The sequence below is a fragment of the Streptomyces sp. NPDC058665 genome (assembly GCF_042714995.1).
GTDB lineage: Bacteria > Actinomycetota > Actinomycetes > Streptomycetales > Streptomycetaceae > Streptomyces.
This window is the reverse complement of record NZ_JBHXRX010000044.1, coordinates 1-17,933: the sequence shown is the minus strand read 5'-3', so window position 1 is coordinate 17,933 and position 17,933 is coordinate 1. Positions and strand designations below refer to the sequence as shown.

Sequence of the window (17,933 nt, the reverse complement as noted above, 5' to 3'; positions counted from 1 at the left end):
TCGCACAGGAGCCACCGGCCGTCCGTTAACCTGGCGCACCGGAGAATGGCTGCGGCAATTCCACATTCGGACACCGCTGGCGAGATTTCGCCCCACACGAAGACGGGCATCCTGACGCTTCTTGTCAGCTCCACGACCAAGCCCCTCGCCGGCATGTGACTTCAATTACTTCGGTGAGGCTGCACTACTTCATAACTGGGCGTCAAACGATCACGGCAATGCGGCGATCGGAGTCACCCGGTCGGTTGTGCAACGCACCTGCGTGCAGTGCGAGTTGCACAACACGCCTGCTCACAGTGCACGGCGGAGCCGTCCGGCCTCGATCGTGGACAGGCGGTTCGCGACTTTATGATGATCTTCCCCTGCGTGAGGGTGCACTCCTCAACCGAATCGGATGGTGCCGGTACCGGCACCTCTCGGAAACGGCTATTCAGACGAAGAGATTCGCCGAGGCGTGAACTCTGCGGAACCGATTCTTTCCGTCTCCGCGAACGGGCGCACGCCGGTTCACTTCATACCGGCATCTGATGGCAAACTCCCGTCCGGAGGGGCGGAAGCTTATTGTTACAACTGCGCCATACGGGTGATGGGCTGTCATTTCTATTGCCGCCATATGCGCGACGGGAAGACAATTCTCACTATCCAAACCGGTGGGCCGCCCACCCTCTCCGGGGGAGCGGCCGCTCGTTTATCCCGTAGCTACCCAGGCGTGAGGTAGAGCCTGGAGAGCCGCCGGGTGGGGACTGCCGCGATGGGCACCCCCGTGGGAGGGGTTTGGATCCGCCAGTCGGCGCCGGTACGGTGCCGACTGGCGCGGCGGCCATGTGACCTCTTTTGGGGGCACCATGCGAGCTTCCCACCCATGGCGATCCGCAGTCGTCGTCTCTGCCCCGGCTCCGAAGCCGGCGAGAATCCCGACGGCCACCATCCGGCCCCGAACTCCCGTGCTCAACGGTGAGACCGCTCCGGCCAACGCGGCGACACACCGAGCGGCGGGGATATCCAGCAGCTCACGCTGCTCTCCAGATGCCGACACCGCCGGGACGGCCGTGTCTTCGGCCCGGCGCCCGCACTGTCCCTGCGACCGTGACCCGCCGTCCGCCGTCCGCCGTCCGCCGTCCGCCGTCCGCCGTCCGCCGTCCGGCGGTCAGCCGTCGAGACGGGCCCGGACCGGGACCGCCGCCGCGGTGGGCGCGCGGCCCGCCCCACCGCTTCGTACGCCGGCCCATCGTGCCTCGACGGGCGGCGAACACTCCGCTTCGTACCCTCCACCGCCTCGCTCCCGACAGGGTGTCCCCGTCGTGCGAGCACATCGGTGTGCCGGAAGAGCCGCGGCCGACGGCTTGTGCCACACCCCTCCGGGAGCGCGAACCCGCCTCCCCGTCACCTGAGCACGGCTCAGGACGAGAGGAAGAGCCATGCTGGCGACTACACGGTCGGGGGTGCAGCTCGCGCTGTCCCCCCGAGAGATCGAACAGTGGCCGAAGACAGCGTCGGCCAGGGATCTGGCCTACGGCTGGCCTGCGAGACAGCCGGCCTCGTTCCGCGTGCCGACCCTGGAGCGAGCGGTGCCGGTCTGCCGCCACCTGACCCGGCTGTGGATGGATTCCGAGGGCATCACGAACGAGAGTGCCCGAGGCGCGGCCTTACTCGTGCTCTCGGAGCTGATGACCAATGCCATCGTTCACACGGGCAGTATCTCGATCACCAGTCGCCTGCGGAAGACCGATGGCTGGCTCCTCGTGGAGGTCCAGGACGAGGGCGGAGCAGCGTCCGTTCCCCATCCGCATGACGTCGACTGCGCCAACGAGCACGGCCGCGGACTGGTGCTGATCGCGCAGTCGGTCCAGGCCATGGGGACCCGCCTGGAATACGGCGGCGGCCGCACATTCTGGGCCCGGATCTCACTGACCGGGTGAAAACCTTCCAGACGCCGGTCGGTGACCCAGCCGTACATTTTGCCCGTGCTCGAAGAGGCGGGTTGTCACACGACACGGGGCCGGCCGATCCGAAGCGGCCGGACGCGGTCCGCGCGCGCTCCACACCAGGCGGTGCGCCGTCACGTCCTCGGCGACTTTGCCGCCGAGCGGGCCGGTCCACCCGAAGCGCTCCTCATTCCAGCAGGCGCCGGTCCGCGGAAGGAATCCGCGGACCGGCGCTGTTCAGCCCCGGCCAGTCGGCGTGCGACGTGGCGGCGGAGCGAAGGTGTCGCGGGTCAGAGGTAGGTGTAACCGCCCGGGACGGTGGCGGAGCCGTACGCGGTCGTGACCACGACAGGGACGTTGCCCGTGGCGGCACCGGCCGGGGCGATCCCGATCAGCAGGGTCCCGGTCGGGTCGGCGCCCACCACGGTGGCCGCGACTCCGTTGAAGGTGACGGTGCCACCGGTCAGATTGGCGCCGGTGATCACGAACGGGGTGCCGCCGATGACCGGGCCCGAGGCCGGGTTGATGCTGACGGCGGTGGGAGGCGTGGGCGTGGGCGCGCCCAGGTAGGTGTAGGGCACCGAGTTGCTTGTGCCACTGCTGTTGGTCACGGTGACCGGCACGACACCCGCGGCGTGCGCGGGTGCCAGCACCGTGACAGTCAGTCCCAGCAGGTCCTGCGAAACGATGGTGCCCGGCGTGGTGCCGAACATGACACCGGTGGCTCCGCCGAGGCCGAGCCCGAGGAGCTGAACCGTATTGCCGCCCGCGACCGGTCCGGAACCGGGCAGGGCCGCGAGGAGCAGCGGGCCGAAGGGGAAGGGCAGCGGGGCGGCCGACCGGGACTGGTCGGACGAGATGACGGGTGTGGACATGATGGATCCTCCTGTGACAGTGACTGCGAACGACGGACCGTTTCGGTCCGTGCGGGGACCGGCCGAGGCCGGCGGCGGATTTCCCTCGTCCCCGCCGTGGGGTTCCGAGGGAGGGAGAAGAACCGCTCGGCTCCCGGGAAACCGGCAGGGCGGTGGTGTGCGATGGCGGTCCCTCGAACGAAGGGCTCGACGGAGACCCGTGGCGACGGCATCAGCCGCGACGCGGGCACCACCACCCGGCCTCGGGCGAGGCGGGCCGCTGTACCGGCCGGTGCCGGCGGCGCCCACCAGGTGGTGGCTCTCCGGAGGGATCAGCGGCGGTGGCTCTCCTCGCCGGGGCCTGCCAGAAGGGAAGGCCGAAACGGGTGGGCCGGCTGCCGGGCTCCCCGGAGAGGGTTGGGCGACCCACCGGCTGAACGACTCCAGTAACCCCAACGAACGGAACCGGCATCAACCCCCGTGACGACCGGTCACCCGTTTGGCCCAGGCCGCAGCCCGCCTCGCGGCCGGCCATCGGGTGAACGTCCAATGACACGCGCGCCATTTATTCCGCCAGGACATCCCGGCCGCCAAATCGCCGCGAGCCCGATGCGGAGAGCGGCGATCCCGTGAGTTCCAATAAGGATCACGACAGGGATTTCCCTCATTCGGCAAAATGAGCCATATGGGTGAACTGCCGACGGGTTCATTGCGGGAGCACAACTCTCCATGGGATAACCGATCTGAATCCAATCCGGTGGGCCGCCCTCCTCTCCGGGGGGAGCGGCAATCGACGATCCACCGAAGAGCTGGCCGGTCCGTCACGGTCGGCATCGAAATCATTCGTCGCATTGACGCCCCTCGGTCAGGAATAGGTGGCTCGCATTACCTCACCCAGGGGGCACCGTGCGAGCTTCCCGTACCGTCATTCCCTCATCGGGGGCCCGTCCTCTCTCGGCCCGGCGGCCGTTGACTCTGCCGGCCGTATGCGCCCGGTTACTGGCATCGCACTCTGAAAACGTGCTGGTCAACACGCTGCCTCGCGCGAAGGTCCGACCGCTGATGGTGCACGTGCCGCCACCGGGCCGGCTACGACTCCGCGGACCCTGACGGCCCACGCGAGGGAGTTCACGGACCAGCAGCGGTCTTGTGGAACCCGCTGTTCCCCGGTGGCGGAATTTCCCATTCCGATCGAGAAATCCTGAGTGGAAGTTGTCGGACCGGCGCTCCTGCCGATCTGCCGGCGCCGATTCACCCAGGTTGGAGAAATCTATGCAGAAGCCGATTCGCGTCATGCTCAGCGGGGGTCCTGACGGCTCCCCGCCGACCTGGGAAGTGGAATCACTGGAAAGCGAAACACGGGTGAAAGTGCTCCGCGGGAACGGCTACGAGCACTTTGAGTTCTCGAACGACTACGCCGAATGCGATGGCGAACTTCTTCCGGTCTACCACTGGTCGTACCGCACATACATCGCCGAATAGAACCTGCTCGAATCTTCCCGGCCATCGATCGATCCGGAAGGGGTCAAAATGATGACTTTTTCGCCGCGCGCAGGTGCGTCATGAGCGGGTCGGGCGGCCCCGGCCGGCGAGCCCGGGACGCCGTGGTCACCGGTATCGGGTTCTGCCTCCCGGGCGACGGGCGGCCCGTCTTCACCGCGGACGATGTGTGGGACGTCGCCTCCAGAGGAGCCTCCTGCCTCCTGCGGGACAACGCCTACTACGGCTCCGTACACCTGTCGGAGGCGATGTTCGACGAACGCCTCCCCGGTATCCCTCCCTTCTTCTCCCGCCACTACACCGCGGCACACAGGTTCGGCCTGGTGTCCATGGCGGAGGCGTGCTCGGACGCCCAGCTGGACCTTCAGTCGGGCGAGTTGACCGACGCGGCGATCCTGGCCGGGCGCGGCGGCGTGGACGCGAACATCGACAGCTATCTCGCCGTGCTGCAGGCCGACCCCGAAGCCCTCTCCGTGGCGGAGGCGCTGGAGCTGTTCGTCGCGGCGGAACAGGCCGTCACTCCCTCCGACGTCGCCCTGGTCCAAGGGGCGCTGGCCCGCTCGAGAGGCCCCAACTTCACGGTGTCGTGCGGCTGCGCGTCGTCCGCGGTGCAGATCGGCAACGCCCGGCGGATGATCGCCGGCGGTGAGGTCGACATCGCCGTCGTGACCGGCGTGGACATCTTCAGCGTCAAACTGATCCGCAACATCCAGCGCCTGCTGCGGGGCGCGCAGAAGACGTACGACACCATCCGCTCCGACGACATGCCCGAACTGCTGCCGTCCTTCGACTCCCTCATGCGCCCGTACGACCGGCGTGCCGACTGCATCAACCACGGCGAGGGATCAGCGACCCTCATCATCGAGAGCCGGGAGCACGCGGCCCGGCGCGGCGCCCACCTGTACGGTCAGGTGCTCGCCCAGGCCACGACCCGGGACGGGCTGGCCAACCCCCTGGCGTCCGAAGAGACAGGCAGCGAACTGGTGGCCGCTGTCCGCCGGTGCCTCGGGGACCGCTGGGAGATCGGCCAGGTGCCCTATGTCCACGGCGGCAGCGACGGCAACGTGGTGGTCACCACCTTCGAGGCGAACGCCATCAAGGAACTGTACGGATCCGCGGCACGCGACCTGCTGATGACCTCTCAGGAAGGCTGCTTCGGACACAACGGCGCGCCCGCGGGATGTCTGGGTGTGGCTCTGACGCTGCTCATGATGGAGCGCGGCGAGGTGTGCCCCACCGCGAACTGCGAGCAGCCCGCGGACAACCTCACCTTCGATCCCGTTCCCGGCGTACTCACCCGTCCTCTCGACTTCGACTACGCACTGAGTTTCAACTACCAGGTCGGCGGGGTGAAGAGCGCGATCCTCCTGGGCAGCCCGGACGCCTGACGCCCGCCGCCCCAGCAGCTCTCGACTCGCCCCGGTGCCGGCCCGGCCCCGCCGGCACCGGCGACGCCGGATCACCGACTCGGCCGCATGCTCCCGCCCGTCCGAGTATCTGAACCGAACAAGGAGAACCCCCCGTGGGCCGAAACAGGCATTCCTCCAGCCAGGCGACGGAATCTCTCGCCGTGATCGGCATGGGCTGCCGTCTTCCCGGCGACATCGACTCCCCGGCAGCCCTGTGGCAGCTGCTGGTGGAGGGGCGGGAGGCGGTCGGGAATCCGCCGCCGGGACGCGAGGCACTCTGGGCACACGACGGCGCCGAACGGCCTCCCGACGGGAACACACCGCCCCGGCGAGGCGGCTATCTGACCGATGTGTCCAGTTTCGACGCGGACTTCTTCGGTGTCTCCGGTCGTGAGGCGGACGTACTCGACCCCCAGCACCGGCTGCTGCTGGAAGTGGTCTGGGAGGCGTTGGAACATGCCGGGCTGCCGCCGCATCAGCTGGCCGGCTCGCCGACGGGGGTCTTCGCCGGCCTGAGTTACCACGACTACATGGACCGGCTCGCCGGACAGCCCCAGGAGCTGGAGGGCTCCATCCTGACGAACGGGCACTGCGTCGCCGCAGGCCGCATCTCCTACCTCCTGGACCTGCACGGCCCCAGCGTGGCACTCGACACGGCCTGCTCGTCCTCGCTCGTCGCCTTTCACCAGGCCTGCCAGGCACTGCTGAAGAACGAATGCGATCTCGCCCTCGCCGCCGGCGTCACGCTCATGCTCCGCGCCAGAACCACCCGGTCCTTCGACCGGATGGGAATGCTGTCACCGACGGGACGCTGCCACACCTTCGACGCCGCCGCCGACGGCTTCGTCCGCGGTGAAGGCTGCGGCGCCGTCGTCGTCAAACGCCTGGCCGACGCCGTACGGGACGGCGATCGCGTACTCGCCGTGGTCCGCGGCTCCGCGGTGAACCAGGACGGCCGGTCCGACGGCCTGGCCGCTCCCTCTCCCACCGCCCAGCGGGACCTGTTCGAGAAGGCCCTCTCGTACGCCGGGACCGACCCCCGGGACATGGGGCTGATCGAGGCTCACGGAACCGGAACCCCGGTCGGCGACCCGGTCGAGTTCGCCAGCCTGGCGCAGGTGTACGGCACCGGCCACGGCCGGTGTGCTCTGGGGTCGGTGAAGACCAATCTCGGCCACCTGGAGCCCGCCGCCGGGATCACCGGACTGATCAAGACCGTTCTGTGCCTCCAGCACGGGCTCATCCCCCCCAACGTGAACTTCACCCGCTGGAATCCGGCCATCGCCGCGGAGAAGACCCGCTTCTTCGTACCCACCGAGCTGACCCCGTGGCCCGTGCGAGCGGCGACACGACTGGCCGCGGTCTCCTCCTTCGGATTTTCCGGCACCAACGCCCACGTCATCCTGGAACAACCGCCCCTCGACAGCAGCGCGCCCCTGCCACGTCAGCGACAGACCCCGCCGGACGCACCCGAGGTGGTCCTGGTCCCCGCCGGATCCCCGGCCGTGCTGCCGGCCGCGGCGCTGCGCCTGGCCGACTGGCTGGAGGGCGACGGCGCGAAGGTGCCGCTGCGCGACATCGCGCACACCCTGGCCCTGCGGCGCAGCCCGGGGCGGGGACGTCTGGGAGTCGTGGCCCGTTCCACGCACGACGCGGTCGGCGCGCTGAGGTCGTTCGCAGCGGGCCAGGCACACCCGGCCGTGGTGTCGGGGCCGGCGAGTGTCACCGTCTCCCGGCAGCCGGTGTGGGTGTTCTCCGGACAGGGCTCGCAGTGGCCGGGCATGGGACGCGGACTGCTGCGGCAGGAGCCGGCCTTCGCGGCGGCCCTGGCAGAAGTCGATCAACTCGTCTCCGCCGAGGCCGCGTTCTCGGTACTGGACGTGGTACGAGCCGGCGAACAGGTGACGGAATGCGCCAAGGTACAGCCGGTGCTGTTCGCCCTGCAGATCGCGCTGGCCGCCACCTGGCGTGCCCACGGTGTCGAGACGGCCGGTGTCATCGGCCACTCCATGGGAGAGGTCGCGGCCGCCGTCGTCGCCGGGGCGCTGTCGCTCGAAGACGGCGTCAAGGTGATCTGCCGGCGCTCCGCGCTGCTCACCCGGATCGCGGGAGCCGGTGCCATGGCGACCGTAGGGCTGGACCAGGCCGCGGTGAAAGCCGAACTCGCCGCGAACGGCGCCGAGTCCGTCTCCGTGGCCGTCCTGGCCGCGCCGGACTCCACCGTCGTGGCCGGCGACACCGCCCAGGTCGAACGGCTCGTCGCCGCCTGGCAGGCCCGCGGCATCCCGACCCTGCCCATCGCGGTGGACGTCGCCTCCCACAGCCCACAGGTGGATCCGCTGCTTCCCGAACTCCTCGCCGCCCTGTCCCGCCTGACGCCTCAGCGCCCCAGGATCCCCTTCTACTCCACCGTGCTGGAGAACCCGCACGAGACGCCGGAATTCGACGCCGCCTACTGGTGCGCCAATCTGCGCAACCCTGTCCGCTTCTCCTCCGCGGTGGCCACGGCCGCCGCGGACCGGAACCTGGTGTACGTCGAGGTCTCCCCACATCCCGTGGTCACCCGCACCGTCACCCAGAACCTGAGCGGCCTGGACGGCGAACCGGTCGTGCTGCCCACGCTGCGCCGGGACGAGGACGAGTCCACCACGTTCCGCACCCAGCTCGCGGCCCTGCACTGCGCGGGTGTGAACGTCGACTGGTCACCGCTGTACACGGGGGCCGACCTCGCGAACGTCCCCACCATCACCTTCGACCGCAAGCGCCACTGGGCGGATGCCGCCCGCCCGGGCGGCCCGGAGGAGCAGAACACCGCCCGCCCGGCCACCGCACTGCCGGGCAGCCGCACCGAGGTACCCGGCGGGCAACCGCGTCACTGCTGGCAAGGAGACGCCGGCACCACGGCGATGCCCTGGCTGACCGACCACCGGGTCCACGGCACCCCGGTACTGCCCGGCGCCGCCCACTACGCCATCGCCCTGACCACCGCCTGCGAGGTGTTCGACGCCTCCCCGGCCGAGGTGGAGGTCACCGACGTCTCGTTCCAGGAGATGCTGCGACTGACCGAGCACACCGATCTGCGCACGAACGTCACCATGACCACCCCGGATCACGCCACCTGTGAGATCTTCGGACGCGGTGACGACGGACAGTGGGTCACGTACGCCTCCGCCGTGCTGCGCCGCCTCTCCGTACCCGCACACACCCGTGCGCCGTCCCTCGCCGCCCTCGCCCGCAGGCACCACGTACCCCTCGATCCCGCGACCCTCTACGCAGGCCTTCGTTCCCGGGGACTGGAGCACGGTCCGGCGTTCACCGGAATCACCGGCCTGCACACCTCCCGCAGGCGTGAGACCTTCTGGGCCCGTGTAGAGGTCCCGCCGCCCGCACTGACCGGGGACCAGTCCCTGCGCGTTCACCCCGTCCTGGTCGACCTCTGCCTGCAACTCCTGGTGGCGGGACCCGCCGGGACAGCCGGCCGGGCACACCAGGGACTGATCCTCCCCGTCGGGATGCGGGCGGTACGGATCCTGGGCGATCCCGCGACAGCTGTGTACTGCCACGCACGGATCGTCGAAACCACGGCCGAGAGCGTCGTGGGCCACGCCCGCCTCCTGGACGAGTCGGGCACACCGGTCATGGCTGTCGACGGCGTGAGGTTCGCACTCCGAAACCCCCGTCAGGACGACAACGCCGACCAGTGGTTCCTTGAGGCGGGCTGGCACCCGGCCCCGCGCCCAAAGGGTTCCCGGCAGATCCCGCCGGGAGACTGGCTCGTCATCGGGGAGGGCGGCGGAGACGCCGGGGCACTGGCCGCGATCCTGCGGGAGGCCGGGGCCCGGACCGATGTGTGGGACCCGCCGTTGGACGACGAGCAGCTCGGTCCCTTCGGCGACCGCGTCGGCGCACGCCTGGCCGGCCCCTCGCCCGCGCGTTCCGTGGTGATGCTCTGCGGCACCTCTCCCACCGCGGACGACCCCACCGCCGGCGCCCAGCGGCGCGCCCGGCGCATCCTCGGTATCGCCCAGGCGGTCGCCCGCACCGGCGGATCCCCCCGCCTGTACGCGGTCACGCGGAACGCGCGCGCGGTAGCGGACGGCGAGAAGGCGGACCCGGGACAGAGCGCCCTGCGCGGCGTGATCCGCGTCCTGGCGTTCGAGCACCCGCGGATGCGCGCCACGCTGGTGGACACCGGTCACGGCGATCCGGGCCTGCGGAGCCTGGCCGAGGAACTGCTCGCCGACGGCCATGAGGACGAGGTCGCCCTCCGAGATGCCACCCGGTACGTCGCACGGCTCGATCACGCCCCGCCGAAGGCCTCCGAACAGGCCACGGCCGCCACCCGCACCGTGCGCCACGGCGTGGACGGATTCAGCCTCCGGACCGGCCGGCCCGGAGACCTCGGCAGCCTCGAACTCGCCGCGACCGGGCGCCGGCCACCAGGACCGGGAGAAGTAGAACTGCGCGTACGGGCGGCGGGCCTCAACTTCCGCGACGTCCTCACGGCCATGGGCCTCCTGCCGGGCGAGCACGACATCCGGTACCGGATCGGCTTCGAGTGCGCGGGTGTGGTCACCGCGGTCGGCCCCGGCGTCACGCATCTGCGCGCCGGCGACCCGGTGCTCGCCGTTCACCTCGAGGGCGGCGCCTTCGCCTCGTTCGTCACCGTGCCCGCGACCGCGGTCGCCGCCGTCCCGGACGGGCTCGATCCCGTCGCGGCGGCGGGACTGCCCACGGCCTTCCTCACCGCCTGGTACGCCTTGCGCCACGTCGGCCGGCTGAGCGCCGGGGAAAGAGTCCTGATCCACTCGGCCAGCGGCGGCACCGGGCTGGCCGCGATCGCCGTCGCCCGGCTGCTCGGCGCCGAGGTGCTGGCAACCGCGGGCAGCGAGAAGAAGCGACGCTACCTGCGGGACAACGGGGTCAGCCGGGTGATGGACTCCCGGTCGCTGGACTTCACCGAGCAGACCCGCGACGCCACTTCGGGCGAAGGCGTCGACGTCGTCCTCAACTCGCTCTCCGGCGCGGCGATCCGCGCGGGGCTGGAGACGCTGCGCCCCTTCGGCCGCTTCGTCGAACTGGGCGTGCGCGACATCCTGTCCGACGCCCCCGTCGGGCTGGCTCCCTTCCGGCACAACATCACCATGAGCACCGTTGATCTCATCGAACTCCAGCGGACCCGGCCCGATACGTTCGCGGCCGTCCTGCGTGAGGTCCTCACCGAGTTCACCGAAGGCCGTCTGAAGCCGCTGCCCTGCACCACGTATCCGCTCTCCCAAGCCACCGACGCCTTCCGCCTGATGGCCCGCGCGGGCCACATCGGCAAGCTGGTCCTCACCCTCCCGGACCGGGGCGAGACCACCGCGGTCCTTCCCGACGGGCCGCCGGTCGTCCACGCCGACGGCGCCTACATCGTCACCGGCGGCCTGCGCGGTCTCGGCCTGGCAACCGCGCACTGGCTGGCCGGACAAGGCGCGAGTCATATCGTCCTCAACGGCCGCACCCCTCCCTCACCCGACGCCGAACGCGCGATCAGGGAGCTCACGGCCGGCGGCACCCGGATCACCGTCGTACTGGGCGACATCGCCGAGCCGGGCACCGCCGAGCGCCTGGTGACAACCGCCACCGCGGATCAGACACCCTTGCGCGGTGTCATCCACTGCGCCATGGTCCTCGCGGACGCCGCGATCACCACTGTCGACGACTCCCAGCTCACGCGGGTGTGGGACCCCAAGGTCACCGGCGCGTGGAGGCTGCACAACGCCACAGCCGCGCACACCCTGGACTGGTTCGTCGTCTTCTCCTCGATGGCCTCGCTGCTGGGCAACCCCGGGCAGGGCGTGTACGCCGCAGCCAACTCCTGGCTCGACGCCTTCGCCGCCTGGCGGAGCCGCGAAGGCAAGCCCACGCTCGCCGTCAACTGGGGACCGTGGGGCGAGACCGGCGTCGCGACCGGCTTCAGCGGCCGGGGCTACGAAACCATCCCCACCGACAAGGGGCTGAGCGCGCTCCGTTCGCTCCTCGCGCACGGGCGCGTCCAGACCGGAGTGATTCCCGGCGCACCGAGCACCTGGATCCCGCACGCCGGGCAGCAGTCCTCCTTCTTCAGCCTCCTCACCCCGGGAGACGGACACACCGCGGACCCACCGGAAGAATCCCGTGACATCCACGCCCGTCTCACGAGTCTCGCGCCAGGCACCGCCCGGCGCACCGCTCTGGAGACCTACCTGGCCGATCACATCCGCAGGGTGCTCCGGCTGGGCAGCACCACCCTTGACCCGCAGACTCCCCTGAAAGCACTGGGTTTCGACTCACTGCTGTCCATGGAACTGCGGGTCCGTCTGGAATCCGACCTCGGGGTCGAACTCGCCAGCAACTTCGTCTGGCAGCACCCGACGCTGTCGGCACTCGCCGCAGGCCTCGCCGAGTGCATGGGCCTGGAACTGCGGAGCGCCGACCCCTCGATCTCAAGCGGGTGACCGTGCCAGGACGAACGCGTGGGTATCCGCTTCTCGAGGCCCGCTCTCCCCGGCCCTCACCCGAAGCGGCAGGAACAATGAGCCGGGACCAGGCAGCGGTGTGGCATCCGTACGGATGCCACACCGCGTCGGCGCGACGCGGTGATCCTCCGACACGCGGGACCGAAACCCATAGGCCGCGTGAGGAACGGGCCAATTTCCCGGCAAGGCCGCTGACTGCCACGCCAGTTGCCGGTGTTGTCCTGATCTTTGCCCTGAGACGCGGAAGCGGTCCCGGGAGTCGCGATCCTCGCGCTGACCACCCCGGAGAGCTCCTGCCCCCGCTGCCGGCGCGGCATCCCCGAACCCCGCTTCGCTGTCCGCCGCGCCGCAGACGCCTTCAGGGGGCCGTGTTCCGCCTCCTCGGACGCCGCGCCCTTCCGGACCGACCGCCTTCTCTGACGTAAGCATGTACGAAGGATTGCCCGTATGACCCCGAAAGGGCGGCAGAACGCTCACGCATTCACCAGCGCCCTGTCCCGCCTCCAGCGCGCCGGCGGCGAGACGTACGAGACTCCGCCCCCGGCAACCGCGTCGAGTCCATCTCCCGCATCCTCAACGGCGAACGGACGCCGTCGTGGACGGCCACCCGCAGCACGACCCTGTCCTGCGGCGAAGACTCCGCCGAAGCGCGCCCTCCGTGGAACCCGCACGCGGCTACCGCGTCATCAAACCCACCCTCAGCACGCATTCACCCGCCGGGCCCGACCACCCGCACCGTCCACCCCGGAGCGTTCGGATGACCGCAACCATCGCCCCACCACCGTCCCTCCGCCCACGGCCGTACCCGCTTTCCGATACCGGGCCTGACATCACCCTGCCCGCCGAGTTCCGCGCCTTCCACGCCCTCCACGAGCGCGCCTACCGCGCCTACGCCGCCGCGCACACTCCCGCCGGCGGCGACGACCTCGTACGCGGCGCGTTCGGCCGCCTCGCCGTCCACTGGTCCACCCTGCTGAGCAGCCCCAACCCCACCGCGACCGCCTGGGACCACGTCGCCGAACACATCGCCCGTCGCACCTCGCGCCTGCCACTGCGAACGGCGTCGCCCCTCCACTACCACCTGACCGTCCTGCACCACCTGGCCGACCTGTCCGTCACCACCGCCGCCGACACCACCGGCCGCGACCACGCCACGGCACGGTGCCTGCTGCGAGCATCCGGCAACATCCCTCCACTCTCTGCCGACCGCCGATAAAAACGCGGCGGAAGCCCTGGACCGCCCCTGCCGGACCCGGGTTCACCGACCGGATCCGCGCCCTGGCCGCCGCCCGGCGCCGGATGAACTACGCGGTCAGAGCCGCCAGACGGCACCGGCAGAAGCAGAAGATGCTGCCCGAACGTCCCGCAGCCTCAGCCGGACACTCACCGTGGCGCCGGCAGGCGAAATCCTGCACCTGACACGCCGTACCGAGCTGCTCCCCAGGGTCGCCCGGTCCTGCTCCCGCTCAGAACCCGGGGCGAATCGGCGATGCCCGGGGCCGGCCGGTCGCGGTGGCTGGCTTCGTTGATGACTGGGGACAGCGCTTGTCGACGGTTTCCGGAAGGTGATCAACGTGCTCGGAAATGCCGAAGAGAAATGACGGCACTGCCGTGTCGGCCTCGGTCTCACGAAGTTACCGCCGCCGCGAGCACGGGTACCGCCTGAACGCCCGCGCACTGTCGAGCAGGCTGGTGATCGAGAACAAGACAGCCATCGCGAGGACGTCTGTCCGGCCGGGATTCTGCCGTCGATCAGGAACCTTCTTGCGCTGTGCAAGTTCCGCACCAGAGCGGTCGCCTGCGGGAGGCGAGTGGTCGGGACACTGAACCCCTGTCACCCACAGAGATCTGTCCCTTCGGATGTGACTTTCTGTATTGGATCTAGTGCTTTTAGTGACGCTCTCTTTAGGGTCAAGACGACGTCAATACCGTATCCATGGAGGATTCGTGGCCCGCTTCCGCACTCATCTGGCCCTGCCCGGCTCGGCCGCGGCCCTCGCCGCAGGCACTCTTGTCCCCGCGCAGTTCGCCGGGGCTCAATCCGCCGCCGCCGCGGCGGACTACCAGTGGGTTGCCCTGGGAGACTCCTACACCGCCGGGGTCATCCGCGCCGCGGGCGACCCCATCGACTCCCCGCGTGACGGCTGCGAGCGCACCGACCGGTCCTACCCCCAGGTCATCGACCACGACCTCTACGGTCTCTTCGACCTGAAAAACGTCAGCTGCGGCGCCGCCACCATCGACAACGTCACCAACACGCCCCAGCACCCGATCGGCCACCACCTCCCGCCGTACATCGAGGACCCGGATTACCCGTTCCCCGCAGCGCCGCCCCAGTCCGACAGATAGCCGGCCGCGAGCGCGGCGGCCGTGGTGACGACGATGCCTACCATCAGGACCACCGCATTCCGATCGCGGACAGTAGTTCCACCCGTTCCGGTGTCAGTGTCGCGGCGCGGCTGCGCTGGTTCCCGATCCAGGCCCCCAGCTTGTGCTCACGTTCCTCCTGGTCTTCGCCGACGATCCGCTCGAGGTGTTTTCTCGGGACCTGGAGGTGTCCCTCGCGCTCGTAGAACTGCTTGGCGGCCTGGTAGTTCATGGCCCATTTGTCGGCCTGCGTACGGCGCGGTTTCGGCTTCTCGTCCTCGCTGGCGGGTTCGATCCCGAGGACCTGCTCGCACATCCACTGCTGCACGGCGGTGAGCTGATCCCAGTCGAGCCGGACCGAGCGTACCCACCGCCCGAGATCCTCGCCCTGGCGCACGACGTCGCCCGCCTCGGTGGGCAGCGCCTCACCGGCGTCCAGATGCATCCGGACCAGGTGGAAGCACCGCTGCCATGTCACCGGCCAGCTCGGGCACCAGGACGGGTCGATGTTCTCCAGCTGCTCGTGCCGCTCGTCCGACAGCGCCCCGGCCGACGACTGAACCGGCAGGCCCTCGGCACGCCGTTGCTCGTTCTCCTGCGCCTTCCGGGCAGCGGCCCGCGCGTTCTTCAACCAGATACCGACCCGGTATCCCTGGTGCGTGGCGTCCAGCGGCGTCAGGAGGTGGCCGTGTTCGGCGGCCCATCCGCGTGCTGCGGACAGGCCTTCCTCCCAGGCGACGTCGTAGTGGGACCAGATCATGCCCAGCTTCTCCAGCTGGGTGATGCGGTCTTCGTCCATGTCGCCGCGGGCGTAGAAGCGTCGGGCGTCGGCGGTCCATTGCCCCAGCGGAAACGCGGCGAGGGAGGCCGGCCACCCCTGGCCTTCGCCTTTGTCCCCGCTCTCGGGCACGCGGTAGGTGAACGGCACTTTCAGGTCGCCGTGGAGCCGGTTGTAGATGGCGGCGGCTTCGATGCCGCGCCGCCAGTGTTGGTGTTCGGGGTTGAGGACGCGGAGGTTGATGAACGCGGCGAGGGCGGCGGGGTCGCGGGGTGTGGAGAACTTCAGCAGGGCCTTGGCGGGGGCGCTGACGCCCCCGGTGCCGCCCGTGCTCTTCCTGCTGTCGTCCTTGTTGACGGGCTTGTAGCGGCTGGGGGCTTGCTGCTCCGCGAGGGTTTCCACGATTCTGGCATCGTGGGCCCGCAGGGCCTCGAGGAGCTTGGCGAGTCCGCCGTACGCTCGGCTGGTGAGCATGTTGTCCGGCGTCTCGCCGGGTCCGAGCAGCACCGGCACCACGAGCGAGGCCATCTTGCCCTCGCCGGGCTGTGTTCGGAGTGCCCGGCCGACGGCCTGGACCAGGTCGGGCATGGAGCCGCGGACGTCCGCCCAGTACACGGAGTCACAGCGGGATGTATCGATGCCTTCGCCGAGCACGCGAACGGACCCGAGGAACGTCTTCTCCACGACCGTGCCGTCAGCAGCGATTCCCCTGGAGAACTCGTCCAGGACGCGGCGGCGGTGGAGCGGCTTGTGGTCGCCGCAGAGCCAGTTGGCCCAGATGGTCTTTGGGTACAGCTCGGGGTCATTGGCGTGCAGTTGAGCGGCGACGTCGGGGAGGCCGGCCGCGAAAGCCTCCGCCTCCTTCACCATGTGATGGAAGACCAGCGTGCGCCGGAAACCCTCCTCAGCGGACGCCTTCACCAGGGCGGTCTGCAGAGCGGCGAGCCGCGCCCCGCGGACCTCTGCTGACCGGCCTTCGGCGCCCAGGAGCCGCGCGGCCTGGAGCGCGGTGTCGGTGACGTCCACACATACGACCTGGTAGGGGGCACAGATTCCCCTGTCGATGGCCGCCGAGAGCGTCAAAGTGAACGCCCTGCTGCCGAAGGGGCCCTCGGGGTCGTCATCCATGCTCGCGACCAGCTCGCCGGGTGCGCCGGCCCCGTCCTCGTCCCCGAGCTGCCACAGCCGGGGTGTGGCCGTCATGTAGAGGCGGCGCAGGGACGGGATCTTCTGGTTGTCGTGGACGACCGCCCAGGGCTTCCCGATCCGGCCCGAAACGCGGTGGGCTTCGTCCACGACGATCAGGTCCCAGGCCGCCAGCCCCGCGGCGTGTGCCCGCTCCAGAGTGCCGAGCCCGAGTGACGCGTACGTGGCGTAGACCGTGACCTTGTCCAGGCCACGGGTCCACTCCACGAGCTCGTCCACGTCCGTAGTGTTCGGGAAACCCGCCTCCTCACCTCCCAGCGAGGAGACCCCGATCATCGGCCCCCGGCGGCCCCCCTCCCGCCACGCGGCCTCGGTCTGGGCCAGCAGGTCCAGCGAGGGCACCAGCACCAGCACCCGGCCCGCACGGAGCTCCTCCGCGCTGCGGACCGCTACGAGTGTCTTCCCGGACCCGGTCGCCATGATCACTTGTGTACGCAGGCCCCGCTCGGGCACACGTGATCTTGCAGGGAATTCGAGCGAACCGCGCACCGCGTCGACCGCTTCACGCTGATGAGGCCTCAGCTCTCTGGCCGTCACTTCCACTCCCACTTCCTTCTGGCACTTATGTTCACAGGTCACCTCGAATGTCCGGAGAAACAGAGGCAGTTACGAATTACAAGGCAACGCATTCCGCCTGGCAGCCCGTGCGCCGCGTGAGCTGGAGGTGATACAGCAGGGTCGGAAAATAGGCCACCGTTCCCTCTTCAGGCGTCCGTGTCCCATTCCAGAATCTATCGCACATATATTTTGAAGCACCCAGTTCACGCAACCCCCGGTACGACACGGTTTCGAACCACCCTTCGGGGGCAACCGGCCTGTCATGGAAACCAGTGAGGGTACCGAAGAAGCGATTCCGACCCAGGGGGACGAGCACCATGTCGTCCTCAGTGCCGACACCAACGGTGACGGAAAACCTGATGTCTGGATGACAGACACGACCGGCTACGGCAAGGCGGACGTCTACCAGTTCGACACCACCGGTGATGGGGAGATCGACGTCACGGTGGTCGAAGGAGCCGAGGAGCCCGGGACGGACCGGCTTGTCGTTGAGGGCGACGGCGGCCACCCGCAGCACAACTCGTGGCCGGTCCTTGCGGGCCACCGCCGTCACAAGGACCGGCCGACCCAGTAGCCAGCCAGGCCCGCGCAGCGGGCCGTTCGGGCTTGGAGGCGAAGCCGGAAAGACCCAGGCAGGGGAGCGAAGCGGACCTGCCCTTAAGGGCGCGCAGCGCCCGCAGTCCCTTCCCCAGATCCCAAGCGAAGCGCGGGATCTGACGGCCCGAAGGGCCGGCCCCCGCGAAGCGGGGGCAACCCCGTTGCGAAGCAACGGGGTTCACGGGGAAGCGCGTATACACCTCTGACGCGGCCGACGAAACTATTTGTGTATATGTCGG

The 17,933-nt window shown here is 69.6% G+C and carries 9 protein-coding genes; 7 read left to right on the top strand and 2 right to left on the bottom strand.

Features of this window, described 5'->3' with window-relative positions; genetic code table 11:
• Positions 1 to 1,442 precede the first annotated feature (1,442 nt).
• Positions 1,443 to 1,919 (top strand): ATP-binding protein, encoded by a 477-nt coding sequence (locus tag ACFWV8_RS25925; protein WP_384208111.1) that lies wholly within the window; start codon positions 1,443 to 1,445, stop codon positions 1,917 to 1,919.
• 296 nt (positions 1,920 to 2,215) lie between these two features.
• On the opposite strand, the gene ACFWV8_RS25920 is transcribed toward ACFWV8_RS25925, so the two are convergent.
• Positions 2,216 to 2,800: an IPT/TIG domain-containing protein gene (locus ACFWV8_RS25920; protein ID WP_384208106.1), complete on the bottom strand. Its 585-nt coding sequence runs from the start codon at positions 2,798 to 2,800 to the stop codon at positions 2,216 to 2,218.
• A 1,251-nt stretch (positions 2,801 to 4,051) separates the two neighbouring features.
• Between ACFWV8_RS25920 and ACFWV8_RS25915 the strand changes: the two genes are divergently transcribed.
• The 5 genes from ACFWV8_RS25915 (at position 4,052) to ACFWV8_RS25895 (ending at position 14,537) form a co-directional block, all read left to right on the top strand.
• On the top strand, positions 4,052 to 4,261 hold the full coding sequence (locus ACFWV8_RS25915; protein ID WP_384208102.1) for a DUF5988 family protein: 210 nt from the start codon (positions 4,052 to 4,054) through the stop codon (positions 4,259 to 4,261).
• An 80-nt stretch (positions 4,262 to 4,341) separates the two neighbouring features.
• Entirely contained in the window at positions 4,342 to 5,667 is a 1,326-nt protein-coding gene (locus ACFWV8_RS25910) for a beta-ketoacyl synthase N-terminal-like domain-containing protein (protein ID WP_384208099.1), read from the top strand.
• A 134-nt stretch (positions 5,668 to 5,801) separates the two neighbouring features.
• Positions 5,802 to 12,167, top strand: a complete 6,366-nt coding sequence (locus ACFWV8_RS25905) for an SDR family NAD(P)-dependent oxidoreductase (protein ID WP_384208093.1) — start codon at positions 5,802 to 5,804, stop codon at positions 12,165 to 12,167.
• A 778-nt stretch (positions 12,168 to 12,945) separates the two neighbouring features.
• On the top strand, positions 12,946 to 13,404 hold the full coding sequence (locus tag ACFWV8_RS25900; RefSeq protein WP_384208087.1) for a hypothetical protein: 459 nt from the start codon (positions 12,946 to 12,948) through the stop codon (positions 13,402 to 13,404).
• Between the two features lie 731 nt (positions 13,405 to 14,135).
• Positions 14,136 to 14,537, top strand: a complete 402-nt coding sequence (locus tag ACFWV8_RS25895) for a hypothetical protein (RefSeq protein ID WP_384208083.1) — start codon at positions 14,136 to 14,138, stop codon at positions 14,535 to 14,537.
• A 43-nt stretch (positions 14,538 to 14,580) separates the two neighbouring features.
• On the opposite strand, the gene ACFWV8_RS25890 is transcribed toward ACFWV8_RS25895, so the two are convergent.
• Positions 14,581 to 17,076: a Helicase associated domain protein gene (locus tag ACFWV8_RS25890; RefSeq protein ID WP_384208076.1), complete on the bottom strand. Its 2,496-nt coding sequence runs from the start codon at positions 17,074 to 17,076 to the stop codon at positions 14,581 to 14,583.
• A 283-nt stretch (positions 17,077 to 17,359) separates the two neighbouring features.
• Here ACFWV8_RS25890 and ACFWV8_RS25885 point away from each other — a divergent pair, with 283 nt between their 5' ends.
• Positions 17,360 to 17,671, top strand: a complete 312-nt coding sequence (locus ACFWV8_RS25885; protein ID WP_384208070.1) for a hypothetical protein — start codon at positions 17,360 to 17,362, stop codon at positions 17,669 to 17,671.
• The last annotated feature ends 262 nt before the right edge of the window (positions 17,672 to 17,933 follow it).